Genomic DNA, 23,485 nt, shown 5'->3' on the forward strand with positions numbered 1-23,485 from the left:
GCCTTGGCCGGGGATGATCCCCCAGCACAACTTGCAAAGTCGTGCTACTTCGCCAGTCCCGTCTTCACCAGCTCTTCCTTCCACTTCACGTCCTCCGCGCCGGTCTCCTTGAGATAGGTCTGATAGTCAGCCCGCAGCTTCGCGATCCGCGCCTCGACGTTGCCGCTGGTGATCTTGTCGCCATAGGCGGCGAGATCAGGATTCTCCACCGGCCAGCCCATCATCTCGGCAAGCATGCCATCGCCCACGTCCTTGGTGAAGTGCTCGAGGTCGCGCCAATGCACCAGCACGGACGGCTCATTCTCCAGGGGGCGCACCCGCTCGCGGTTGTAGGGATGATAGGAATAAAAGTCCCACAGCTCGACCGCCGGGCCGCTGCCGCCTTCCGCATTCAAGCGCTCGACCATTTCCACGAGTGCCTTGCGGTCGGTCTCAAAGGGAACCCAGTCCTTGCCCAGATCCGCGGACTTCGCCTGCAAGAGCACGTGGTTCGGGTGGAAGAACATCACCAGCCGGATTCCCTTCTCGCGGCAGTGCCGGATCATGGTCTCCAGCTTCTCGGCTTTGTCCTTGTTGACCGTTGTGCCCGCACCGGGCTTTGCCGGAACCCGCGCGTCATCGACAAAGCGGTTCTTGATGAAGTTGAGCTGGCCCTTGCCCGGTGCGGCGCCACCGCCCCCGGAGTGTCCCGGCCGGTCGCGGAAGCCGTGGGCATTGTATTCGCCCGGCGTCTTCTTCGACTGCAGCACCAGGGTCTCCAGCGAGGTCTCGAAAGTGGAGACCCCAAAGACGAAGCGCAGCTTGCGGTCCAGCACTCCGTCCGGGTTCAGCGGCGAGGACATGTAGTCGACCATTGGCCGGGTATCGCGCGTGTCGGTTAGATCGCCCGGGTCGATCCCGAAGATCACCAGTTCCGCCGGTTGCCGCGCGATGAAGTACTCGGCCATGGCGATGCTCTCATACATCAGCGCTCCCGGCATCCCGAGGTTCACCGCCTTCTTGTCACCCCAGGCGGGCGACTGCGGGTCGAGCGAACTGATGACCCGCGAGGATCCGAAGATCCCGACCTGCCAGTCCTGGTGCGAAAGGATCAGGCCAGTCTTGCCGGTGCGGGTGCTGGCGGAGATATCGCGATAGGGATCGATCTTCTTGCTCGCCCATGTTGCGCCCGTCACGCGGAAGGGATCGACCCAAGTGTTCACCGCCGCGGTCACCACCGAGGCGAAGATCACCCCGGCGAGGAGGAGCCCCGCATAGCGTTGAGTCTGACGGTTCGTTCGCATCGGGAATGAGCTACTTGGTCTTCTGGATTCCGAAGAGCCCGCGCAGCCAGCGCTTGAAGGCCTTTTTCCGGTAGCGGGCCGCCTCGCCTAACATGTGGTCCGCATACAGGCGGTTCACGGCGGGGGACTCGGCCTTGGGCGGATACTTCAGCGGGAAGCTCATCGCCGCCGTTTTCGCGCGGGCCACAAAGCTGGTGGAATCCGTGGTGTGCGTGGCATCATCGCCGAAGCCGAGGTTCGAGATCTGGTTCACCGCCGGGGAGATGCAGAGGCCGCGGCGCTTCATCACCGCATACTGCCACTGGTAGTCCCACACGTCGTGGTGATGGTGCTCCAGGGTCGAGACCACGCGGTCGCGATGCGCCTCGCGCCGCAAGTTTTCCACGCCCGCCACATCGAAGTCCTGTGCCGTCGCCTCGCGGATGCCCCTCGCGTCGTAGTCGAAATTCTGCCAGGCCCGTGCCCAGGAAGCCCAGCCCCAGGCCTGGGCATAGCGACAGAAGCCGAAACTAGATCCATCGTAGATCTGCTCCGGCCGTGCGGGTGCGAAATTGTTGCCGTTGATGTGCATCACCTCCGCGTCATCGGCATAGCGCTCCAGCAACTCCGCGCAGAAGGGAAAGAAGCTCAGCTCTGGCAGGCAATCGTCCTCCAGGATAATCCCCGAATTCTCCTGCGAGAAGAACCACGAGATCGCATTGCTCGGTCCGCGGCCGCAGCCTTGGTTCACCTCGGAGAAGCGGGTCTTCAGCTCACAGGGCCAATCGACCTTTCCGGCCAGTGCCCGGCAAGCCGCAGTCAGGTCCGCATCGCTCGGCCGGTTCTCCCGCGCGCCATCCACGGCGATGTAGAGCCGTGGCGGCCGGGCATGACGCACCCGCTCGAGGACCTGAAGCGCCAGATCCGGGCGGTTGAAGAGGATCATCAGCACCGGCGGGCACGGGCGTCCCTCTGGGCCATTGGCCGTGGCGGGATGCGTGGTCGTGTCAGGCGGCATGCGGCACCCCCTTGGAATCCCGCATCGCGCCCCGGCGCAACGAAATTCTCCGCCCCGGCGCGTCTCAGGACTTCTTCCCGCGGGTCGAAGTCTGGCGAACGACCCGCTTCGCGGGCAAGGTCACGTCCTGGGCCTTCTGCCGGGACGCGGTCGCAATGCCTGCCGGAGTGGCCAAGCGATCCAGGATGTCCTTTCGCACGTCCGGATTGCATGACATCAGCGCATGGATCGGGCAGGATACGGTCACGTTCTCCGCGCGGGCCCAGTTGCAATTCTGCGAGGGCACGATCATCAGGTCCGCGCAGGTCCGGTAGGTCACCGCCGGCATCTTGCCGAGCTTGTATTCGGTCGAGGCCAGCTTGGTCAGCCAGTCGCTGCCCGGGCGCATCTGGTGGGCACCTTCGCCGTACCATAGCCAAGCGGTCCGGGTCCCGTAGTGGGGTGTGGCCACCGTGATGATCCCATCGCAGCGGCTCGCGCCGCCCAAGTCTTGCAGATAGCTGCGTCCGACCAAGCCGCCCATGCTGAAGCCAATCAGCACGAAGTGCTCGTTCGGCTTCCACTTGGCATCGACCGCCTGCTTCAACTGCTCCGCCAGCGCCGGAAGGCCGTTGCGTGCGTCTGCTGGTTTCAGCGAGGGGCAGATGCACTCGACCCCGCGGGCTTCGAGTTCCCGGCGCAGATGGCCAAAGCAGCGCCACTCGTTCTGGAAGATCCCATGCACCATCACCACCCGGCGCACCGGGATCGGCTGGCTCAGGGGGCTGCTCTCCGCACTGAAGGCGGATCCGGCAAGCGACAGGGCAGCGGCCAAGCAGGCCAAGGCTTTCTTCATCGCGCGCATGGAAGCAGATATTTCACCAACCGCAACCTAACTGAGTCCGCACTTGCTAGCCCGGAGGCCAGTCCAATTGTCGCCCGGCGAGGATGTGGATGTGCAGATGCGGCACCGTCTCACCGCCATTCGGGCCGTTGTTCACGACCAGGCGAAAGCCGGCTGCCGCGAGTCCTTGCTCGCGAGCAACTTTCCCCGCGGTCACGAACAAGTGACCCACCAGTGGCTCATCCGACTCCACCGTCTCCGCGATCCGCGGGATCGGCCGGCGCGGCACGAGGACGAGATGCACCGGTGCCTGCGGCGAGATATCGCGGAAGCACACGCACTGCTCGTCCTCGTAAACGATGTCCCCCGGGATCTCCCGGTCGCAGATCTTCTCGAAAAGGGTCTTCGACATGCAGGGAGCCTAGAGCGGAGGAGTTGGCCCTGGCACGAAGAAATGGCTAGCGCTCCGTATCGAGCTTGAAACGCATCGGCCTGCGCAGGGGATTCCGCTCGCGGTCCATCTCATCAAGAAAGTTCCGGATATCCGCCAGCAAGGCATCACAGCGGTGATCCCATTTTTCAACCGCGCACAGCACCAATGCGGCTTCCTTCAAGCCGGTGAAGCGGATCTCCTCCGCTCCCGCTGCTTGCAGTTCTGCGAGTTCCTCCTTCACCAACCGGAAGAAGGCCAGCTCGAAGCCATTTCCGGCCTCTCGGGCGAGTCGCACCAGCGACAGCGGCACCGGCGGTGCCAGCGCTTCGAGCTTCTCGGCAATATTCTCGCAGCCGATCCGCACCAGCATGTAGCGGACGCGCTCGAAGAGATCGTGCAGGGGCAGCAGGCTCAGCGGGCACTTCGTTTCGAGATAGCTCTCAATGCCCAAGCGGATTTCATCGACGAAGGGGAAGTCGTGACGCTCGGCTGCGGTCGCAGCGCGGCGGATCGCCACCGCCAGCCAGGCGGTGTCGTAGTTCATCACTTGATGACGCCCCACCTGGATGGCGGGACGGGAACCGATTAGGGAAATCACGTCGGAGTTTTTCGGATCAAGTTGAGGCGGGTGTGGGCAGGGTTGTGGGTGAAGCAGCAGTAGCGTGGGAAATGGCGGGAGTGGGGGGCATGGGGGAGTCGTTCAATCTTTGAAAAGGCGGCGTTGCATCGGATCACGCGAGGGCCGGCGCTCGAGCGCCTGGATCTCGCGGATGAATTCGCCCACGTCCTCGAACTGCCGGTAGACCGACACATAGCGGACGTAAGCCACCGGATCGATTTGATGGAGCTTCTCCATCACCTTCGCGCCGATGTTCGAGGAGGGCACTTCGGAGAGGTGATCCTGGTGCAGCTCGGTGAGGATTTCTTCCACCGCGCGGTCCAGCCGGTCCATCGAGACGGGGCGCTTCTCGCAGGCCTTGATCATGCCGCCGATGATCTTCTCGCGGTGAATCGCTTCGCGGGTTCCGTCGCGCTTCACGACGCGGAGCTCGGTCCGCTCGATCTGCTCGTAGGTGGTGTAGCGATAGGTGCAGCCCAGGCATTCCCGGCGGCGGCGGATCGTGGTGCCGTCCTTCGACATCCGAGAGTCGAGCACCTTGTCCTTGAATGAGCCACATTGCACGCACCGCATACACTTCCCCGAAAACGATGAGGTGGAGGGTGCCTACCATCCATGGCGGCGTCAACGTGAAAACTATGCCATATTTAGTAGAATGCTCCGATAGTCCGGATTTGTGGACCTAACTTTTTAAGGAAGGGTGTGAACTTGCCGGTAGGGTCTGCATCCTTATAAAACAAACGCGCCATCCTGGATTCAGGATGGCGCGCGATAAGTCTCAGGCGATGGTCACGCCGCTTACGTCACTTCAAGTCTGCCGGCTTCACGCCCTTCTTGTAGGCATTGTTGCCGAAGCCCGACGGCTCGTATTTGCCAACTGGCGTAGTATCCAGCTTGGCGGGAATCGCCAGCCCGGTGCCCCAGTAGACGGAGTTGGTCACGAAGCGAGCCAGCCCCGGTGAAACGAAATCGGTAGCCGCGCCCATGGTGGTGCAGATCACTTTTTGGGTGCGGCCCTTCTCGGTGGTTCGCTCACGCACCCAGGCCACCGGCATCATCGGCTCGTTCTTCTTGTCCTTGAGAATCTCGTCCTGCGGTTTCATCCCGGTGAGGATGGCACCGCGCAGCAGGACCTTGGCATCGTCGGGCAGCGTCTTCACCTCGTACACATCCGTGGTGCCCCAGACGTCTTCCACCCCGCTCAGCAGGACGTTGCTCTTGTTCGCCTCTTCAATCACCCCGCGGGTGCTCTGCTTGCCATGGGCGCCCCAGTGGTTGACCCAGGTTTCGCCCAGCACCTTCTTGCCGAAGCCGCCGTTGCTGTTGAAGGACCACGACGCATAAGGGCTTTGCTTGTTGTCCTCATAGCTGAAAGCGTGGGTGGAAGTGCGCATCCCTAGCAGTGGCTTACCGGCCTCCACGTAATCCACGAAGTGCTTCATCTCCGCGTCCGGCAGCTCGCGGAAGCGCAGGCTCATAATCAGGAAATCCGCAGAATCCAGCGCCGCCAGACCGGGGATGTTGGTCTGTTCATTCGGGCTGATCTCGCCGCTGTTCTTGTCGATCGCAAAGAGCACGGTGCATTTGAAGCCGTGCTTCTCGGCCAGCATTTTGCCCAGCATCGGAAGCGCTTCCTCGGAGCGGTATTCTTCATCACCGCTGATCAGCACCACGTGCTTGCCTTGGCCGGGACCGCTCTTGCCCTCGAAGACGAGCCATGGGTCATCGGCCATGGCGGTAAGGGTCAGCGTGAGCGGAAGGATGGTGCGGAGAAGTGCTTTCATGAATGGATTTGTGGAATACCGCGCAGCCAAGCGGCTTCTTGCTAGACAGGCAAGGACTCTGCGGAAAAACACAGAAAATCCATAAAAACCAAACACGTTCCGCGCCGCGGCCTAGGGCCAACTCACCCGCGCCCACACCGGGAAGTGATCCGAGGGCCGGTCCTCGACCTTGATTACCCGCTGGATCCCGGTGGCTTCCACTTTAGCCCCTTTGGACACAAGGATATGGTCGATCCGCGGCCAGCCCTCCACCAGCGGCCGCCACAGGTGGAGTGTCTGCTGGCTCTTGCCGCCCGGTGGCAGCATCACGCGAAAGACATCCGTCAGCGGACTTAGCAAGGGCTTCACCGCCGCGCCCGAGAGCTTGACCGCGCCGCCGGTGAAGTAGCTCACCGCCGCATTGTCGGTCCCTGCGTTGAAGTCGCCTAACAGAACCACCGGCTCGTCCTTGAATTGCCGCTGCTCGATCCGCTGGGCGATCAGCACCGCTGCCTTCTCGCGCGAGGGCTGGTTGCGATGATCCCAGTGCGTGTTGTAAACGTAGAGCCCCTTCTTGCTGGCGCGGTCGATCAGTCGCGTCCAAGTCACTACCCGCGGGAAATCGTTGCCCCAAGTCTTCGAGCCCGGCACTTCCGGCGTATCGGAGAGCCAAAAGATCCCTTGTTGGGTGATGTCGCGCTCAAAGCGATCGCGCCGATAGAAGATCCCCGCGTATTCGCCCGCTCGCTTCCCGTCGTCGCGGCCCGCGCCATAGAAGGCATAGTCAGGCATCGAGGCCCACAGATCAGCGCACTGGCCGTGCAGGGCCTCCTGCACACCGATCACGTCGGGATTCATGCCCCGGATCGTGGCGAGCACCCCGCGCATCCGCGTGGGCCAAGCCCGGTAGCCCGTCAGGTCATCGCCCTCGTACTTGATGTTGAAGCTCGCCAGCGTCAGGTGCAGCCGGCCGTCCGGTGACTTCGGTGCGGTATCCACGTAAGGATCACGCTCACGGCGGCAAGAGCATGCCAGTAGCAGACACAATGCTGCCGTGGCAACTCGCTGTAGCGCGTCCCGGCTCCTCATTCGCAGGAATAGCGTCACCCGGCGGGACTATTGTCCCCGCTGGACGGCAGCAACTCAGCGCAGCTCCACCGTAGCTCCTGGGCGGATCAGCGTCGGAATCCGGATCGCATCCCAGTTCGCGAGACGTACGCAACCCGCGCTCCGGGCTCGGCCGATCGTCTCCGGATCCGCAGTGCCGTGCAGGCCGATGCCCGGCTTGCTCAGACCGTTCCAGATGATCCCCACCGGGCTGTTCGGTCCCGACGGGATGTTCAGGGCGTCGTTGCTACGCTTGCCGGTTTCCAGCAGTGACTTGTCGAAGCGCCAGACCGGCAGCTCCACGCTGTTGTTCAGCTTCCAGACGCCGAGGTGAATGAATTGCGGCTTGCCTGGGGTGATCGGGAAGGAGGCCACCAATGCCGTGTTCGGCTCGTGCTTTGCCTTCACCAGCACCGGCTTGGTGCTGCCTTCTTCTTCCTCATCCACTATCAGGGCCGGCGGAGCACCTTCGAAGATCCGTACTTGGTTCTTCTTGGTATCCACCACCGCGTGGCGTTCGGACATCTTCGGATCCGCCTCGTAGCGCTTGCCGGTGATGCTTTCGATGACGAAGGGCTTCACGTTTGGCACAATCAGGCTGCCTTCGCCGGGCTTCACGCTCCAAGTGTTCTTGGCACCGTTGATCTCCAGCAGGAATTCGACGTCGGTATGAAAGCGCTCGGACATGAACTCCGCGACACTGCGGTAGCTCATCTGCTTGGCCTTGGCCTGCTCGGCGTGGTCGTGCGAGAGCCCGCTGTTTACCCACTTCGTGGCGAGTTTCGGGACCTGTGCCGTAGCGAAGGGGTGGGGGACTGTCTTCCTGGCAGCCTCCATTACTGGACCCAAGTCTCCGGGTGCATGGCCATGGACCTCGTTCCAGGAATCCACCGCTTGCACGGTGAAGCGGCCCGGCTTGCCGTCGATGATGCCGGGGCCGAAGTTCGATTGATCGAGGAAAATTTGCAGCCGCACCGCGTCCTCGCCCTTTGGCAGGTCCGCGATCTCCGGTGCATCCGTCTTCACCCCGGTCTTCGGCAGCGGGACTTTCACGCTGCCCACAGGCAGGGGAGTGATCTCAGCAGCGGGAGCCGGGGCCACCGCCGGGGCGGCTGGCACTGCGGAATTGGCCTTCCCCTCCGGAGTAATTTCAGAGGGGTCCACAGGCAGGGCACGCAAAGCGGCTTTGCTTTCTTCGGCAGCAAAGGCAGGGCAAGCGACGGCAGACGAGGCGACTAGGGCAAGGGCGAGCGATTTCCGGAACATCTTCGGCGATTCTGAAGGTCGGGACGCGGGAACTATTCCAGTTTTTCGTCGCTTGTCACGCCGCGAACCCTAACGGTTTTTGGAGCCATCGGGACTTTCGCGAAAGGGAGCCGGATGCGTGGGGTGAATGGAATTCGGAGCCCCTCTCCGGCCCCACCAAAAAACCGCTAAATTCCGCATTGCCAAACCAAATCCCGCACCCTAGCTTCCGCGCTCCGACGCCGAAGAGCCCCTTGGTGTAATGGTAACACTACGGATTTTGATTCCGTCTTTCCAGGTTCGAGTCCTGGGGGGGCTGCTCTTCGAAAAGCTCCGTCGGGTACCCTCAATGCAATCCTCCAAGATTGCCAAAGAAGGTCGATTCAACTAGCGTTCGCCTCGCGACGCCCAAGAGCCCCTTGGTGTAATGGTAACACTACGGATTCTGATTCCGTCTTTCCAGGTTCGAGTCCTGGGGGGGCTGCTCTTCTCCGAAGAACACGAGGTGGCCAAGAGTCCTATAGTGCAATGGTAGCACAACAGGTTCTGACTCTGTTCGTTTTGATTCGAATGTAGATAGGACTGCGCTTTGGTTGCGGCACGAATGGTCGGAAATGCCTGGCGTGAAGCTTGGGCGCCGCGAAGACGATCAACCATGGATCCTCAGGGAGGCGGCGGCTCAATCCGAGCTGACCACCATTGACCCGTGAATGGGGTCTGCGGATTGTCACCGCACTGATACTCCATATCCTCGTCGCTCCGGCTATAGAGTCCCTCATCATCACCGTGGACCTCCACTGCTTTCCACGGATCGAAGATGTGCTGCCGCCACCAAAACCAGCCGGTGCCGGGAGGTTTCGCCACCGCTTCAGGAGCAGCAGGAGATTCGGTCATCCCGAAGCATACACCATCTCCTCGCATTGCAATGATCGAAGAACCTGCTCGCGGTGTCTCCTAATATGTTCCTCGATACGGCTGGGTAGCGTGCGGAATTCTCAAGCCCGTTAACCTTCGCGTAGCGTCCGGAGAAAGCTGGATGGGGGCGTCCCAACCTGTTTCTTCGTGCAAAGCTCCGAATACTACCCCTTCTGAGTGTCATTTCGGAAAAGCAGCCGGAATACGTCGCAACCGCGGCAATATCGGTGACTCTCGATCTTCGGGAATACCCGATACATCCGATGAAACTGCCCGATCTTGATGAACCGCGCCGCGCCCTGATGACTGCAGCTTTGGAAGTCCTCCGTGGCGAAAGCTCCTCAGACCTTTCCATTGCTATACTGTTGGAGTCAGGCGAGCGGGTTCTCGTGGATGCCACCGTGCTCCCTCCACTGAACAACCAGCCGTCGCGCCCAGTCCTCAGGCCTTCGCGCGGCCGAGACGAAGCGACAAGCTACGTTCACCGCCGGATTATGATTTCCCCCCGCAGCAGCTGTTAGTCCTGCGCCACCTACCTTTAGGGAACGATTGCTCCTCCCTCCGGCGCTCCCACGCCGAAGAGCGGTCGGTTCCCGCGGCGTAGGGCTGATGGCCACCGTTTAGTATAGATCGCGGCCTAGGGAGAGATAGGACTGCCCCCTTAGAGCCGAGGCCTGGTTTCCGGGGCCATCGATCAATCTTCGCCAGCGCTTCCCTGTGGCGGCCGGACGGTTGTGGCCTTGAAGATGAGGGTCAGCCCTATAGCGGCAAACGCGATCCCGAGGCATTTACGGCCGATTGGCGGCCAGGGCGCAATACCAGCTCCCGGTATCAAGAGGGCCACACCAATAAAACCGAAGCGGATTCGACGGGGGGATCCTCTTGTGCGGTATGCTCGGCTCTATCTTTTGGCGCCATGTGGTGCAAAGAAAAAGCCCCGATGGTCTTCGCTGGGGTACAACTGCCGGAATCCCCGGGGTTTGTCGATCAGTCAGAAGGTGCAGCCTCAGAGTTGTGACGGCGGCACGCTGGACATACGGCTTTCTTCCTGGGGTTGATCCGCCAGCGGCGCTTGGATCTCTCGATTGGAGATCCGCAGAGGTCGCAGATCGCTGGCAGATCGATCAACGCGAGAGCGGCTGCGGGCAGCAGCAGGGTTGCAACAACTACGGCTAGGGGGGATATAGTCACGGGCTAGGGGGAGGGGTTACCCTTGCGCGGGGGCGTAATAACATCTTCCGAGACCTATTGTCACGATCGGCTTTGCCCCCGTTGCCTCCACCCGGCCTGTTTTTACAAAAGTCGCCCCCATTCCCAACGGTTCGTGCATGCTCCTTCGTACGGGGGACTGGTGTCTTGGGGCGCGGGGTGCTTCCATAGGGCCTGATGCCAGTGCAGCGCATTATCCTCGTTCTCGTTTTCTTCTTCGCCGCGGCCCTTTCCCGGGCCGAGCCGGTCCCGGCGCCCGCCAGAGAGTCGTTCGACATCTATCTCCTGATGGGCCAATCGAACATGGTGGGCCGGGATACGCAGGGGATGGAAGCTCAGGTGGAGAATCCCCAAGTGCTGAGTCTGGGTGCCGACGGGCAGTGGCGGATCGCGCGGGACCCGATTCATGAGAAGGTTGGCCGCATTGAGTGTGGAGTCGGGCCGGGGATCAGCTTCGCGTTGGAGATGCTGAAGGCGGAACCGAAGAAGAATATCGGTCTTGTTCCGTGTGCCGTAGGCGGCACGCCGCTAAAGCGCTGGGTGAAGGGCGGAGATCTCTATGAGCAAGCCGTCGCCAGGGCCAGGCTGGCAGCGAAGGATGGCGTGATCCGTGGCGTGTTGTGGCATCAAGGTGAATCGGATAGCGATGATGCGAAGCACGCCGAGTCTTATGAGGCCCGTCTAACGGGAATGTTCAGGGATCTGCGCGCGGACCTCGGTCAGCCAGATCTTCCGGTTGTCGTCGGCCAGTTGGGAGACTTCCTCGCCTTGCAGCCCGACAAGCATCCTTACGTCGAAACCGTCCGCGCGGCCATCCACCAAATCCCAGCGGTGCTGCCGCACAGTGCCTATGCGGACTCCGCGGGTCTCGCCGACAAGGGCGACAAGCTTCACTTCAGCGCGGGCGCCCAGAAGGAGTTCGGCATTCGCTTTGCCCATGCGATGCAGGCCTTGTTGGTAGGCGGGGACGAAGCTCAAACCAAGGGGGGGACCTTCGATCTCTGGCCGGAGGGCAAGATGCCGGGCAAGGGCAGCCGTGATCTGGAAGGCCCGCGCTCGCCGGAGCGCACTGATGCAACCCGCATCACCAATGTCAGTTGCCCGACGCTCACGCTCTTCCCCGCGCCCGGCAATGCAGTGGCTCCCGCGATGATCGTCTGTCCTGGCGGTGGCTATGGCTATGTGGTGATCGATAAGGAGGGCACGGAGATTGCCGCGTGGCTGAATTCCAAAGGTATCACCGCTCTGGTGCTTAAATACCGTGTGCCTAACAATCGCGACGGTGCCCTTCAAGATGCCCAGCGCGCTCTGAGCCTCACGCGTGCCCGCGCAGCCGAATGGAAGATCGATCCGAAGCGGCTCGGGATCATCGGTTTCTCCGCCGGTGGCCATCTCTCGGCGAAGGCCAGCACTTGCTTTGGCGAACCCAGCTATCCCGCGCTCGATGAGGTCGATCAGCAAAGCTGCCGCCCGGATTTCGCAGTGCTGGTTTATCCGGCCTACCTCGCCGACAAGCAGGGCGAAGTCGCCGCCGATCTCAATCTCAAGGCCGACATCCCACCCACCTTGATCGTCCACAGTGAGGACGACGCTAACTTCGTCCCCGGCAGCAAGGCCTACCACAAGGCGCTCGATGCTGCGCAGAAGCCTCACGAGTTCCTGCTCTACACAAGCGGCGGTCACGGTTACGGCCTGCGCAGCGACCGCGAAGCGAAAGCCTGGCCGGATGCAGCCGCGGAGTGGCTGCGGAAGAACGGCATCAGTAAGCAAGGGTAGCTACTCTAACAAGTGTGCCAGCGCCTGCTGATCCACCGCATGGCGGGTTGCCGTCTCCAGGTCGATCACGCCCTTGCGAACCAAGGTTGCGAGTGAACGCTCCAGCGTGATCATGCCGTCCTCGCCGCCGGTGAGCATGGCATTGCGCAGGTAGTGGTCGTGGCCTTCGCGGATGCCGGTGGCCACCGCCGGCGTGACGATGAGTTTCTCGATCGCCGGTATTACGCTCTTGTTGCGGGTGGGCACCAGGCGCTGCGAAACCACGGCACGCAGGGAAGACGCGAGTTGCACGCGGATGAGCTGCTGCTGGTGCCCTGGAAAGACATCGACGATCCGGTTCACCGCGGAGCTGGCGCTGCCGGAGTGCAGTGTGGCCAGCACGAGGTGGCCGGTCTCCGCCGCGGTCAGCGCCGCGGTGATCGTCGCAAGGTCGCGAAGCTCCCCTAACAGAATCACGTCCGGGTTCTCGCGCAACGCCGCGCGCAGGCCGGAACTGAAGCTTTCGACATCGCTCCCGACCTCGCGCTGGTGGATCAGGCACTGGATCTCGCGGTGCTGATACTCCACCGGGTCCTCGATGGTGATTACGTGCCGGGCCCGGGTGCGGTTGAGATGATCGATCAGTGCGGCCAAGGTGGTGGACTTGCCCGAACCCGAGGTCCCGGTCACCAGCACCAAGCCACCGGTGTAGGTGACTAGCTCCAGCAGAGACTCGGGCAGGTTGAGTTCGGCCAGCGGCGGTATGCGCTCGCGGATCGGCCGCAGCGCTGCTGCCACCCCATCGAGATGCCGGAAGACATTCACCCGGAAACGACAACTGCCGTGGGACAAATCCCAGCGCACAGCGAAGTCGGTGCTGCCGCTCGTTTCGAACTCCTGTCGCGACGCATCGTCGGGAATCAATTGGAGGATCTGCCCGGCATTGGGCGGGCTAGCGTCGATGCGGGATAGCATGCCCTTCCTCCTCACCCGCGGTGGCTTGCCGGATGAGAGGAAGATATCGGAGCTCTCTCCTGCTGCCGCCTGATCGATCGTGGCTAGCAGTTCCACGCTGCCTTGAGGGCTTGCCGGTTGAGCAGGTGCCGCTGGCTTTGCACCGAGGGCGGCGCCCAGATTGCGTTCTAACAGGGCATCCAACCCAGGATCCTCTGCTGTCGGTGGCGCGCCCATGGCATGGATCTCGATCCTGAAATCGCTCGCGCTTTCCTGAATCTTGTAACCGAACTCGGTCTTGTCCGCGGCCTGGAAAGTTCCCTCCTGGAGCCCGTCGCCCGGCTCGGCCCCCGAGCTGGCACCGCTGATTTCACCGGCCATCCGTTGCAGGATGTCGGCCCGGAGTGCGGGCATCGAAAGCCCGATCGTTTCGCCGCCCTTCAAGAGATAGGGGATCGCATCCGAAACCAGTACCAAGCGCTCGGCGTGCTTTTCTTCCATCAGCTTGAGGAATGTATCGATGAGCGCCATGCCGCGGGAGTGGGTGGGAGTGTGGGTGAGTGGTGCGTCGATTCTCAACGCCCCGCATCCAATGCCGCCGGAATCCCGATTTGTCTCTGGTTTAGAAGCTGATCCGCGCAGGGCCGGAGCGAACAAGGGGATCCGATCGATGAGACCTTGCGCTACTGCGATTCCGCCTTGATGGTTTACCATGACGCTCTCTCCTGAACTCCTCGACCACCTCCATGCCTCCGACCGTGGCAGCTTGGCCCGCGAGTGCGACGGGCACTTCTCGCTCTCCGAATTGGAAGAAGCAGCCCACAGCGGCGTCGCCTCCCTCGATCTCGCCGAATGGCTCGGCCGCCACCGCCAAATTACCCTGGCCGACGCCGATGGCCCTGAGCCGATAGCCCACCACACGATGCTCACCGCAGGCAGCCGCGAGGATGCACCCTCGCCCGGTACGGAGAGGAACTACCAAGACGGTCCTGCCGATCTCTAACTGCCCACTATTCCAGATCCCCTCCCCATTTGCGGCAAAGTCGCTTTTGTGCACCTTTTCCGCCGCAAATTTTCCCAGACATCATTCTCTCATCATTTTCCGGGATGTAGTATGGAGACAGCTCGAAGAATTCCTTCACGGCTGGCTTCAACCTGCACTCCTGATGAAAACACCGCTCCTGCTCCTGTCGGCCTTCGGGCTTGGCCTCATCCTTGCCGTGCTCGTGGAGCAGCAGCGGCATGCCGCGCAGATTGAGGTCCAGCGCTCGGCGTGGGCGTCGGAGCAGGCCCGGCTTGAGCTCGAGTCGAATCGTCGCGGGGCGAAACGGGAAACGGTGTCCCGGCCGAGCGCGGAATCGCTCCGACAAGCCTCCGATGCCACCGGTCCCAGCGCGCAGTCCTTGTTGAACGAGCTTGCGAACCTGCCGGTCAATGAGGGCGACAGCCGCGCGACGCGCCGGATGCTGGCGGCTCTGGAGCAGCTCTCCCGGATCGGTCCACAGTCGCTGCCGGCCATCCGCCAATTTCTCGCGACTGGATCTGATGTAACCTACATTCCTCCGGGCAATAAGATGCGCCGCAATGTGAAGGGCCTCGTCAACGCGCTGGTTCCTGCCTCGTTGCGGATGGGCTTGTTTGAGCTGCTGCACCAGACCGGCGGCAAGGATGCTGAGGCGATCCTTGTTGAAGCCCTTGGCCGTACCCGGAGTGGCTTGGAGGTGGCCTTCGTGACTCAGGTCCTCGAGGAAATGGCATCGGGGGATTACAAGAACGAGGCCCTGGCGGCCGCAGGAAGATTGCTTGATGACGGTGCCGCCGGCGACCGGGAGTTGCTCTTTGAAGTGATGAAGCGCTTCGGTGACACCTCCTACGTGGCGACGGTCCAGCGTCAGATCATCCAGTCCGATGGTCGCGTTGATGGGCCGGCCCTGCGCTATCTCCAGCAATCCCTCGGGGCCCAGAGCATGCCTTTCGTGAGCCGCTACTATCAGGACGCGCGCTTATCAGAACCGGGGAGCAAGGAACCGCTCGCGCGGGCGGCTCTTACCTACGTCGGAGCGAGCGAGCAGGCACTCGATCTGTTTCACACCGCTGTCTTCGACCCGTCACTGCTGCCCGACCAGAAGCGAAACTTGGTGGAAGATCTGAATGAAGATGGCCTGGCCAACCGGAAGAATCCGACTCCTGAGGATCTCCAGATCATCGCGAATCGCTACGCCCTGACTCAGTCCTACCTGCAGCAGGATTACGTGCGCAATGACCGCCTGCTCAACGATGCCTTCCGCGAAGCCGACAAGGACTTGCGCAACATGCTGGATCGGGCCGCCACCCAGGCTACGGCCAACCCTGCGAAATGAAGAAGGCGGAAGGTTGCCCTTCCGCCCGCTTCGGTGAACTTCATTCAAGGAGCGCTTAGGCCTCCTTGCCGCAGCACTGCTTGTACTTCTTGCCCGAGCCGCAGGGGCACGGAGCATTTCGGCCCAGTTGGTCGATGTCGAAGCTCGGCGGACGGCGCTTGGGCAGGTTCAGCTTGATGCCGCCTGCCTCTTGATCTTCCACGAACACACTTCCGGAGCTGCCGGTCTGAGCAATGTTCGAGCGGGTGATCTCCGGTTGCTCGGCACTGTGGAGCTCCTGCGGCGAGCCGTGGAGCTGGCGCAGGATCTGTTCAAGGTTGCCGGCGGAGCGGAAGAGGTTCTGCAGCGCTTCCTGCTCGATGTTCGCCATCAGCTGCGAGAACAGCTCGAAGGCTTCGTTCTTATACTCGATCAGCGGATCCTTCTGGCCTTGGGCGCGCAGGTGCACACCTTCGCGCAGGGCGTCCATGTTGTAGAGGTGTGCTTGCCACTGGCGGTCGATCGCCGCCAACATCATCCGTCGCTCTTCCATCTCCAGGATTTCCGGTGGCAGGCCGTCGACCCGCACCTGATAGGTCTCCTTCACCCGCTGCATCAGGAAACTGGCGATCTCCTCCGCAGACTTCGATTCGAAGTCGAGTTCCTCCGCGGTGATCCGGATCGGCAGGGTGGCGCTGATCCAGTGCAGCAGTTCGTTGTAGTCCGGATTGCCCTCGTCGCGGTCGGCCAGGAAGCTTTCGACCTTCTGCGGGATGACTTTCTCGATGATCTCGTTGACCAAATCGCGCGGGTCTTCGGTGCTAAGCACCTCGTTGCGGTAGCCATAGACCACCTCCCGCTGCTTGTTCATCACGTCGTCGAACTCCAGCACCCGCTTGCGCCAGGTGTAGTTGCGTTGCTCGACGCGCTTCTGCGCGGTTTCCACCGACTTGTTCAGCCAAGCGTGTTCGAGGGCTTCGCCTTCCTGCATCCCGAAGCGCTCCATCATCGCGGTCATGCGATCCGCGGCGGCGAAGTTGCGCATCAGGTCGTCTTCGAAAGAAATGTAGAACTGGCTCAGGCCCGGGTCGCCTTGGCGTGCGCAACGGCCGCGGAGCTGGCGGTCCACACGGCGGGACTCATAGCGCTCCGTGCCGATGACGAAGAGGCCACCGAGCTCGGACACGCCCTCGCCCAGCTTGATGTCAGTGCCGCGGCCCGCCATGTTGGTGGACACGGTGACTGCTCCGCGCTGGCCTGCCTTGGAGACGATCTCGGCCTCCTGCATGTGCATCTTCGCGTTCAGCACCGTGTGCGGGATCTTGCTGCGCTTCAGCATGCGTGAGACCGTCTCGGATGCATCCACCGAAGCCGTGCCGACTAGCACTGGCTGGCCCTTGGCATGGGCTTCCTCGATCTTCTTGATCACCGCGTTGTACTTTTCGCGGCGGGTCTTGAAGACTTGGTCGTTGAGGTCGTGGCGCTGGTTCGGCCGGTTCGCCGGGATCGGCAGCACATCCAGTTTGTAGATGTCGGAGAACTCGGCGGCTTCCGTTTCCGCGGTGCCGGTCATGCCGCCCAGCTTCTGATAGAGGCGGAAGTAGTTCTGGATGGTGATGGTGGCGAAGGTCTGGGTCTCCTTCTCGATCGCCACGTTTTCCTTGGCTTCCACCGCCTGGTGCAGGCCGTCCGACCAGCGGCGGCCCGGCATCTCACGGCCGGTGTTTTCATCGACGATGATGACCTTGCCGTCCTTCACCACATACTGAACGTCCTTTTCGTAGACGCAGTAGGCCTTCAGCAATTGGGAGATGTTGTGCATCTTCTCCGCCTGCGAATCCAGCCGCTGCTGTGCCTTGTCCTTGCCTTCGGCACGCTGCTCCTCGGTGAGCGAGAGATTGTTGTCGAGGTCGGCGAAAATCGTGCCGATGTCCGGCAAGGTGAAGGAATCGGGATCTTCCGGCGAGAGGAAGGCTCGGCCCTTCTCCATCAGGTCGGAGTCGTGGCTCTTCTCATCAATCGTAAAGAACAGCTCTTCCTTCAGCGCGAAGAGTTCCTTCTTCTGCGCGTCCTGGTAGAAGGACAACTCGGTCTTCTCCAGCAGGCGGCGGATGTCCGGCTCCTGCATCATGCGCATGAGCTGGCGGTTGCGCGGTTGGCCCAGCTTCACTTTGAAGAGTGAGCGGCCAGCCGCGACGATATCGCCTGCTTCCTGCTCCTTCTTGGCTTCGCTCATCAACTCGTTGCAGAGCGTGGTCTGTGCCCGCACGATTTGCTCCACCGCTGGCTTGTACTTGTCGAACTGGTGGCTGGAGACGGAGGACGGACCGGAAATGATCAGCGGCGTCCGCGCTTCGTCGATCAGGATCGAGTCCACTTCGTCGATCACGGCGAAGTAGTGGCCGCGCTGCACCTGCTCGTCACGGGTGGAGGCCATGCCGTTGTCGCGCAGATAGTCGAACCCGAATTCGGAGTTCGTTCCGTAGGTGATGTCGCACTGGTAGTGCTGGCGGCGATCCCACGGTGCCATCTGGTTCTGGATACAGCCGATGGTCAGGCCCAGGAACTTGAACAGCGAGCCCATCCACTCGGAGTCGCGTCGCGCCAAGTAGTCGTTGACCGTGATCACGTGCACCCCGAGGCCGGTCAGTGCATTCAGATAAGTCGGCAGGGTGGCCACCAGGGTCTTGCCCTCACCGGTCATCATTTCCGCGATCATCCCGCGGTGGATGGCGATACCGCCGACGAACTGCACGTCGAAGTGAACCATCTCCCAACCCAGCGGCTGGTCGCAGACCATGATGGTCTTGCCGCACATCCGGCGCGCGCCGTTCTTCACGACGGCGTAGGCCTCCGGCAGGATCTTCTCAAGATACTTGGCCCGCAGCGGGATGAACTCCATCTCCACTTCGTGGAAGGCGGCCTTGGCTGCCTCGATCGATTCCACGGTGGCGTCTACCTTGGCCGGGAAGGTCGGGAAATCCTCGCGCAGGCGGTTGAGGCGCTCGGTCATGTAGGCCGCAGCGTCGGCCAGACCGTCCTTCTCCATGCGCTCCAGTTGTGGCTTCGTGGCCACCTGTAGCTCATGATAGCGGGACAGGAACTCCTGCCACTTGGCGGTCATTTCCCGCAGCTTCTCCTCCGGCTCCCGCTGCAGCGCTTCCTCGATTTCCTTGATGCGCTCGATGGTCGGGCGGATCCGGCGGATTTCACGCTGGTTCTTTGAGCCGACGATTTTCTGGAGGATCCACTTGATCATGTGCTGGGCAGGTAGGGCACCGGAGTTGCAGCCGGGGCGCACGCAATACACGCGGAATCGCGATCATGCAAGCGGCACGGGAGAGAGCTTTTTAGGCCGATTGTAGCGAGGGTAGGGGATTGGACTACCGAGGGTTACCTGCGAAACTCGAATCGCCTCTCTGGAGTCTGAAAAAGGCCGGCAATATCCCGTCCAGGAACGCCGGAAGTCCCTCGCGTTCAGTAAGCGGTGATGCCCTTGCGACGCGAGGGTCCGAGGATGGAGCGGGAGAATCGCAGGCCAGAGCCAAGAGTCGGCGCCACGAGCCTTCTAAACCTCAGATCTTCATCGCGTTGAACCCGCCATCCACCACCATCTCGGAGCCGGTGATGAAGCCGCCAGCCTTGTTCGAGGCCAGCAGCAGGGTCGCGCCGATCAGGTCGTCCGGGCTGCCGAAGCGGCTCATCGGGGTCTGGCGCAGGATGTCGAGCACCCGGCTCTCGTCCAGCACCTTGCGGTTCTGCTCAGCCGGGAAGAAGCCGGGGACCAGCGTGTTCACGCGGATCGAATACTCGGCCCACTCGCGGGCCAGGTTCTTGGAAAGGTTGTGCACCGCCGCTTTGCTGGCGGAGTAGGTGAAGACCCGCGACAGCGGCACCAGCCCGGACATCGAGCCCAGATTGATGATCGAGGCGGGGATTCCCTCGTTGATGAAATACTTGCCGAAGACTTGGCAGGTCCGGAACACCGCCGTCAGGTTGGTGTCGATGATCCGCTGGAATTCCTCTTCCTCAATCTCCAGGAAGGGGGTGGGGGCATTGATGCCCGCGCCGTTGACCAGGATATTCACCTTGCCGGAGCGTTCGACCACCTGATTGACCAGCTCCTGCAGCGAATCCCGCGAAGTGACGTCCGCCGGCAGGAAGTAGCCCTTGCCACCGAATTCTTCCACCTCGGCCAGAAGGCGCTCCGCCTTCTCGCGGATGCGGCCGACCAGCACCACCTCCGCACCGGCGTGGGCCAGACCTTGGGCCATGCAGCCGCACAATTCGCCGGTTCCACCGATCACCACGGCGGTTTGTCCCTCGAGTCCGAAAAGGTCTTTGAAAAAGGCGGCGGTTTGCATGCGCCGGAGGTTCGGTGGATCGCCCTGTGGCGGCAAGCGGAATGAGCGTTAGCCTTGAAAATTCAACCGCTGAACTCAATTTGTCATACAGCTTGGATCGGCGTCCCTTTGGCTAGGCCTGTCCCCGTCGCCGCCCTAGAATCCCATACTTCGGCGCGAAGAACAGCGACCCGAAAAACAGCAGCCCCTGCACCAGCACGATGCACCCGCCGGTGGAGGCATCCATGTGGTAGCTCGCGAAGATCCCCACCACGGTCGAGCCGACTGCCGACAGCGTGGCAATCAACAGCATCCGGTCGAAACGATCCGTCCACAGCTGCCCGATGCTCCCGGGCGTCACCAGCATCGCTGCCACCAGGATGATCCCGACCGTCTGGATCGCCACTACGATCGCCCCTGCCAGCAAGGCCAGCAGCAGGTAGTTCAGGAAGCGGTCAGGCAGGGCCAGCACCCGGGCTTGGCCTGGATCGAAACAGATTAAGAGCAGGTCCCGGCGCAGCGCCAGAGTGATGCCCAGCACCGCTCCTCCGAGCACCAGGGTTTGGACGATCTGGGTGCGGGCGATGCCTAGGATGTTCCCGACCAGAATATGGTCCAAGTGCATGTCGGACTCAGTGCGGCTGAAAATCACCAGCCCGAAGGCAAAGAGCCCTGTGAAGACCACGCCCATCACCGTGTCCTCCTTGAGGCGGCTGTTGCGCTTGATGAAGCCGGTGCCCACGGCGCAGAGCAACCCAGCCGCGAAGGCTCCCAGCGCCAGCGGCAGCCCGGCGATGTAGGCCAGCACGATCCCGGGCAGCACCGCATGGGAAATCGCGTCGCCCATCAGCGACCAGCCCTTCAACACCAGAAAGCAGGACAGCACCGCGCACATCGCCGCCACCACCGTACCCATCAGCAGGGCATCGCGCATGAAGGCGTAGTTCAGGGGCTCGAAGAACTCGCTCATGCGCTTGTGGAAGTGTCGGCATTGGCAGCCCGGCGGCGGGCCGCGAGCATCCCGTGTTTCGGTCCAAAGACGAAGGCCGCCAGGAAGACCAGGGTTTGCAGCGTGACGATGCAGCCGCCGGTCGCCCCATTGAAATAGTAGCTGGCGTAGGCCCCCGCTAGGGAGGTGACGAGTCCCATGCCGGAGGACAGAAAGATCATCCGCCCGAAACGATCGGTGAGCAGGTAGGCCGTCGCCCCGGGAGTCACCAGCATGGCCACCACCAGGCAAGCACCTACCGCTTGCAGCGCCGCCACCGCCGTGGCCGCCAGCAGGGTCAGCAGCACGACATGCAGCAGTCCTGTCGGCAGGCCCATCGTGCGGGCTTGGTTGGCATCGAAGCAGAAGAGCATCAGATCCTTCCACTTGAGGCCCAGGATCAGCAACGTGATCGCGCTGATCACGATCACCTGAAGGATATCCGGATCGGAAATGCCGAGGATGTTCCCGAGGATGATCGTCTTCAAATCCACCCGCGCGGGGAAGAGCGTGATCAGCACCAGGCCAAGTGCGAAGTAGGTGGTGAAGACGATGCCGATGGTCGCGTCTTCACGGATCCGGCTCTGCGCCTTGATGAAGGCCATGGTTCCCGCGGCGAGCAGCCCGGCAACGAATGCTCCCAAAGTGAAAGGCAGCCCCAGGATGTAGGCCAGGGCCACTCCCGGCACCACCGCGTGCGAGAGCGCATCGCCCATCAGCGACCAGCCCTTGAGCGTTACGAAGGCGGAGAGGAAGCCGCACACCACGCCGATCAAGGCGCTCACGCCGATCGCCTTGAGCATATACTCGTAGTGGAAGGGCGTGAGCAGCGAATTGAGGATCTCAGTCATGCTCCTCCGATCGTTTTCTCAGCAGCTCTTCATGCTGGCCGCGGTCCTTGTATTCCAAGTGGCCGTCCTTGCCGAAGATCAGCGGCCGCTCGTCATCCGTGAGCACGCGCACAGCTCGGCCATCGTGATCCTGGATGGTCGATTCCTCGAAATGGAATTGCCGCAATACCCCACCGAAGGCCGCGGTCAGATTCTCCTCGGTGAAGACCTTTGAGGTCGGCCCGTAGGCCAATACCGTGCGGTTGATCAGCACCACTTGATCGCAGAATTCCGGCACGCTGCCGAGGTTGTGGGTGGAGACCAGGATGATGCAGCCCGTCATCCGCAACTCGCGCAGCAGGGCGATGATCTCCTCCTCGGTCTTCACGTCCACGCCCGTGAAAGGCTCGTCTAACAGAATCACCCGGCCGCCTTGTGCCAGAGCCCGAGCCAGGAAGACGCGCTTCTTCTGGCCGCCGCTCAGCTCTCCAATCTGACGGTCGCGAAAGTCCCACATCGAGACACGCTTGAGGCTTTCTTCCACCTTCACCTTGTCGATTGCCCTCGGGATCCGCAGGAAATTCATCGATCCGTAGCGGCCCATCATTACCACGTCCCACACGCTGACCGGGAACTGCCAGTCCACCTCCTCGGACTGCGGGACATAGGCGACCAGATTGCGCTTCAGCACCTCGCTCACCGGCATGCCGCTGATGCTCACGCGTCCCGCTTTGGGCTTGAGGAAGCCCATGATGCTCTTGAACAGGGTGGACTTGCCGCTGCCATTCACCCCCACCAGCGCGCAGATCGTTCCGCTGCTGAGGTGGAAGCTGGCATCGCGTAGGGCCAAGTGCCCGTTCGCATAGACCATGGTGACCCCCTCGACATCCAGGCGGGGCATGAACTCGGTCGTCTTTGGTTCGCGTGAACTCATCGGGTCGTTGCTTGGAAGCCCTTCAGGATTGTGTCGGCATTCGTCTCCAGCAGCTTCAGGTAAGACGGAGCCGGACCATCCGCTTCGGTAAGTGAATCGACGTAGAGCACTCCGCCGTAGCGGGCACCGGTCTCCTGCGCCACTTGCTGCGCCGGCTTGTCGCTCACCGTGCTTTCCGAGAACACCACCGGAATCTTGTGTTCACGAACGCCGTCGATGACCTTGCGCACCTGTTGTGGCGTGCCTTGGGCATCCGCATTGATCGGCCACAGGTAGAGCTGCTTCAGCCCGTAGTTCGCGCAGAGGTAGGAGAAGGCGCCCTCGCTGCTCACCAGCCAGCGCTGCGTCTCCGGGATCGTGGCGAGCTTCTCGCGCACCGGTTCGTCCAACGCCTTGATCTTCGCGGTGTAGGTCGCCGCGTTGGCGGTGTAGATGGCCTCATTGGCCGGATCCATTTTCACCAGCGCCTTGCGGATGTTCTCCACATACATCACCGCATTGGAGGGCGACATCCAGGCATGCGGATTCGGCTTCCCGCTATAGGGCCCCTCGGTGATTCCCATCGGCGCGATGCCCTCGGTCAGCACCGCGCTCGGCACGTTCTCGACGTTCTGGAAGAACTTCTCGAACCACAGCTCGAGGTTCATTCCATTCCACAGCACCAAGTCCGCCTTCTGGGCCTTCACGATGTCCTTCGGCGTCGGGTCATAGCCGTGGATCTCCGCCCCCGGCCGGGTAATCGACTCGACGATCGCCGCATCTCCGGCCACCTCCCGTGCCATGTCGGCGATAATGGTGAAGCTGGTCACCACCCGCTTCTTGCCGTCCGCGGCCTCCCTCTTGGCTCCCTTGCAGCCACACAGGACTAGGGCGGCCAAGCAAAGCAGGAACCAGGATCTCACGGGCGTTAAGCTGAGGCATTTCATTTTTGTTTCAATGTAGAATTTT

At 62.0% G+C, this 23,485-nt stretch carries 20 protein-coding genes and 2 tRNA genes; 5 read left to right on the plus strand and 17 right to left on the minus strand.

Features of this window, described 5'->3' with window-relative positions; translation table 11 throughout:
• Positions 1-44: 44 nt before the first annotated feature.
• From BV071_RS31585 to BV071_RS31625, 9 genes are all read right to left on the minus strand, one after another.
• The gene (locus BV071_RS31585) at positions 45-1,283 is read right to left on the minus strand and encodes a hypothetical protein (protein WP_035616197.1); all 1,239 of its coding nucleotides are present in this window, start codon (positions 1,281-1,283) and stop codon (positions 45-47) included.
• Positions 1,284-1,293: 10 nt separating this feature from the next.
• The gene (locus BV071_RS31590; protein ID WP_052574120.1) at positions 1,294-2,280 is read right to left on the minus strand and encodes a hypothetical protein; all 987 of its coding nucleotides are present in this window, start codon (positions 2,278-2,280) and stop codon (positions 1,294-1,296) included.
• Between the two features lie 64 nt (positions 2,281-2,344).
• Positions 2,345-3,115, minus strand: coding sequence for an alpha/beta fold hydrolase (locus BV071_RS34055; protein WP_265595140.1), 771 nt, complete (start codon positions 3,113-3,115; stop codon positions 2,345-2,347).
• 55 nt (positions 3,116-3,170) lie between these two features.
• A complete protein-coding gene (locus BV071_RS31600) occupies positions 3,171-3,515 on the minus strand; it encodes a histidine triad nucleotide-binding protein (RefSeq protein WP_035616200.1) in 345 nt (114 codons plus the stop codon).
• 46 nt (positions 3,516-3,561) lie between these two features.
• On the minus strand, positions 3,562-4,080 hold the full coding sequence (locus BV071_RS31605; protein ID WP_035616203.1) for a hypothetical protein: 519 nt from the start codon (positions 4,078-4,080) through the stop codon (positions 3,562-3,564).
• Between the two features lie 156 nt (positions 4,081-4,236).
• Positions 4,237-4,728 (minus strand): transcriptional regulator NrdR, encoded by a 492-nt coding sequence (gene nrdR, locus BV071_RS31610; RefSeq protein ID WP_035616205.1) that lies wholly within the window; start codon positions 4,726-4,728, stop codon positions 4,237-4,239.
• Positions 4,729-4,958: 230 nt separating this feature from the next.
• Positions 4,959-5,939 carry a ThuA domain-containing protein gene (locus BV071_RS31615; protein ID WP_035616207.1) on the minus strand — a complete coding sequence of 327 codons (981 nt, stop codon included), beginning with the start codon at positions 5,937-5,939 and terminating at the stop codon, positions 4,959-4,961.
• Positions 5,940-6,050: 111 nt separating this feature from the next.
• On the minus strand, positions 6,051-6,917 hold the full coding sequence (locus BV071_RS34060; protein ID WP_052574122.1) for an endonuclease/exonuclease/phosphatase family protein: 867 nt from the start codon (positions 6,915-6,917) through the stop codon (positions 6,051-6,053).
• Positions 6,918-7,061: 144 nt separating this feature from the next.
• Positions 7,062-8,291 carry a L,D-transpeptidase gene (locus BV071_RS31625; RefSeq protein WP_035616210.1) on the minus strand — a complete coding sequence of 410 codons (1,230 nt, stop codon included), beginning with the start codon at positions 8,289-8,291 and terminating at the stop codon, positions 7,062-7,064.
• Between the two features lie 227 nt (positions 8,292-8,518).
• Here BV071_RS31625 and BV071_RS31630 point away from each other — a divergent pair.
• Together BV071_RS31630 and BV071_RS31635 are read left to right on the plus strand one after the other, a co-directional pair.
• Positions 8,519-8,589, plus strand: a tRNA-Gln gene (locus BV071_RS31630).
• A gap of 94 nt (positions 8,590-8,683) precedes the next feature.
• A tRNA-Gln gene (locus BV071_RS31635) sits at positions 8,684-8,754 on the plus strand.
• A 179-nt stretch (positions 8,755-8,933) separates the two neighbouring features.
• On the opposite strand, the gene BV071_RS31640 is transcribed toward BV071_RS31635, so the two are convergent.
• Positions 8,934-9,164: a hypothetical protein gene (locus BV071_RS31640; RefSeq protein ID WP_035616212.1), complete on the minus strand. Its 231-nt coding sequence runs from the start codon at positions 9,162-9,164 to the stop codon at positions 8,934-8,936.
• Between the two features lie 1,407 nt (positions 9,165-10,571).
• Between BV071_RS31640 and BV071_RS35015 the strand changes: the two genes are divergently transcribed.
• Positions 10,572-12,170, plus strand: a complete 1,599-nt coding sequence (locus BV071_RS35015) for a sialate O-acetylesterase (protein ID WP_081886370.1) — start codon at positions 10,572-10,574, stop codon at positions 12,168-12,170.
• Here BV071_RS35015 and BV071_RS35020 read toward each other — a convergent pair whose 3' ends face one another.
• Entirely contained in the window at positions 12,171-13,682 is a 1,512-nt protein-coding gene (locus BV071_RS35020) for a PilT/PilU family type 4a pilus ATPase (protein WP_052574123.1), read from the minus strand.
• 133 nt (positions 13,683-13,815) lie between these two features.
• Here BV071_RS35020 and BV071_RS31655 point away from each other — a divergent pair, with 133 nt between their 5' ends.
• Together BV071_RS31655 and BV071_RS31660 are read left to right on the plus strand one after the other, a co-directional pair.
• On the plus strand, positions 13,816-14,106 hold the full coding sequence (locus BV071_RS31655; protein ID WP_035616213.1) for a hypothetical protein: 291 nt from the start codon (positions 13,816-13,818) through the stop codon (positions 14,104-14,106).
• 163 nt (positions 14,107-14,269) lie between these two features.
• Positions 14,270-15,463 carry a hypothetical protein gene (locus BV071_RS31660; protein ID WP_035616215.1) on the plus strand — a complete coding sequence of 398 codons (1,194 nt, stop codon included), beginning with the start codon at positions 14,270-14,272 and terminating at the stop codon, positions 15,461-15,463.
• A gap of 55 nt (positions 15,464-15,518) precedes the next feature.
• On the opposite strand, the gene secA is transcribed toward BV071_RS31660, so the two are convergent.
• The 6 genes from secA to BV071_RS31690 all read right to left on the minus strand — a co-directional run bounded on the left by secA (position 15,519) and on the right by BV071_RS31690 (position 23,400).
• Positions 15,519-18,701: a preprotein translocase subunit SecA gene (gene secA, locus BV071_RS31665; protein WP_035616216.1), complete on the minus strand. Its 3,183-nt coding sequence runs from the start codon at positions 18,699-18,701 to the stop codon at positions 15,519-15,521.
• A gap of 316 nt (positions 18,702-19,017) precedes the next feature.
• Positions 19,018-19,806 carry an SDR family oxidoreductase gene (locus tag BV071_RS31670; protein ID WP_035616217.1) on the minus strand — a complete coding sequence of 263 codons (789 nt, stop codon included), beginning with the start codon at positions 19,804-19,806 and terminating at the stop codon, positions 19,018-19,020.
• Positions 19,807-19,918: 112 nt separating this feature from the next.
• The gene (locus BV071_RS31675; RefSeq protein WP_035616218.1) at positions 19,919-20,755 is read right to left on the minus strand and encodes a metal ABC transporter permease; all 837 of its coding nucleotides are present in this window, start codon (positions 20,753-20,755) and stop codon (positions 19,919-19,921) included.
• Positions 20,752-21,624 (minus strand): metal ABC transporter permease, encoded by an 873-nt coding sequence (locus tag BV071_RS31680; protein WP_035616223.1) that lies wholly within the window; start codon positions 21,622-21,624, stop codon positions 20,752-20,754. Before BV071_RS31680 ends, BV071_RS31675 begins: the two co-directional genes overlap by 4 nt.
• Positions 21,617-22,537 carry an ATP-binding cassette domain-containing protein gene (locus BV071_RS31685; protein WP_081886372.1) on the minus strand — a complete coding sequence of 307 codons (921 nt, stop codon included), beginning with the start codon at positions 22,535-22,537 and terminating at the stop codon, positions 21,617-21,619. Before BV071_RS31685 ends, BV071_RS31680 begins: the two co-directional genes overlap by 8 nt.
• Positions 22,534-23,400 carry a metal ABC transporter substrate-binding protein gene (locus BV071_RS31690; protein ID WP_265595151.1) on the minus strand — a complete coding sequence of 289 codons (867 nt, stop codon included), beginning with the start codon at positions 23,398-23,400 and terminating at the stop codon, positions 22,534-22,536. Before BV071_RS31690 ends, BV071_RS31685 begins: the two co-directional genes overlap by 4 nt.
• Between the last annotated feature and the right edge of the window lie 85 nt (positions 23,401-23,485).

This window comes from Haloferula sp. BvORR071 (assembly GCF_000739615.1).
Classification (GTDB): Bacteria; Verrucomicrobiota; Verrucomicrobiia; order Verrucomicrobiales; family Akkermansiaceae; genus Haloferula.

What these genes read in the sequence shown, in the direction of transcription:
- BV071_RS31585 (WP_035616197.1), bottom strand. Translation starts at nt 1,283, where the DNA reads ATGCGAACGAACCGTCAGACTCAACGCTATGCGGGGCTCCTCCTCGCC.
- BV071_RS31590 (WP_052574120.1), bottom strand. Translation starts at nt 2,280, where the DNA reads ATGCCGCCTGACACGACCACGCATCCCGCCACGGCCAATGGCCCAGAG.
- BV071_RS34055 (WP_265595140.1), bottom strand. Translation starts at nt 3,115, where the DNA reads ATGAAGAAAGCCTTGGCCTGCTTGGCCGCTGCCCTGTCGCTTGCCGGA.
- BV071_RS31600 (WP_035616200.1), bottom strand. Translation starts at nt 3,515, where the DNA reads ATGTCGAAGACCCTTTTCGAGAAGATCTGCGACCGGGAGATCCCGGGG.
- BV071_RS31605 (WP_035616203.1), bottom strand. Translation starts at nt 4,080, where the DNA reads ATGAACTACGACACCGCCTGGCTGGCGGTGGCGATCCGCCGCGCTGCG.
- nrdR (WP_035616205.1), bottom strand. Translation starts at nt 4,728, where the DNA reads ATGCGGTGCGTGCAATGTGGCTCATTCAAGGACAAGGTGCTCGACTCT.
- BV071_RS31615 (WP_035616207.1), bottom strand. Translation starts at nt 5,939, where the DNA reads ATGAAAGCACTTCTCCGCACCATCCTTCCGCTCACGCTGACCCTTACC.
- BV071_RS31625 (WP_035616210.1), bottom strand. Translation starts at nt 8,291, where the DNA reads ATGTTCCGGAAATCGCTCGCCCTTGCCCTAGTCGCCTCGTCTGCCGTC.
- BV071_RS31640 (WP_035616212.1), bottom strand. Translation starts at nt 9,164, where the DNA reads ATGACCGAATCTCCTGCTGCTCCTGAAGCGGTGGCGAAACCTCCCGGC.
- BV071_RS35015 (WP_081886370.1), top strand. Translation starts at nt 10,572, where the DNA reads ATGCCAGTGCAGCGCATTATCCTCGTTCTCGTTTTCTTCTTCGCCGCG.
- BV071_RS31655 (WP_035616213.1), top strand. Translation starts at nt 13,816, where the DNA reads ATGACGCTCTCTCCTGAACTCCTCGACCACCTCCATGCCTCCGACCGT.
- BV071_RS31660 (WP_035616215.1), top strand. Translation starts at nt 14,270, where the DNA reads ATGAAAACACCGCTCCTGCTCCTGTCGGCCTTCGGGCTTGGCCTCATC.
- secA (WP_035616216.1), bottom strand. Translation starts at nt 18,701, where the DNA reads ATGATCAAGTGGATCCTCCAGAAAATCGTCGGCTCAAAGAACCAGCGT.
- BV071_RS31670 (WP_035616217.1), bottom strand. Translation starts at nt 19,806, where the DNA reads ATGCAAACCGCCGCCTTTTTCAAAGACCTTTTCGGACTCGAGGGACAA.
- BV071_RS31675 (WP_035616218.1), bottom strand. Translation starts at nt 20,755, where the DNA reads ATGAGCGAGTTCTTCGAGCCCCTGAACTACGCCTTCATGCGCGATGCC.
- BV071_RS31680 (WP_035616223.1), bottom strand. Translation starts at nt 21,624, where the DNA reads ATGACTGAGATCCTCAATTCGCTGCTCACGCCCTTCCACTACGAGTAT.
- BV071_RS31685 (WP_081886372.1), bottom strand. Translation starts at nt 22,537, where the DNA reads ATGAGTTCACGCGAACCAAAGACGACCGAGTTCATGCCCCGCCTGGAT.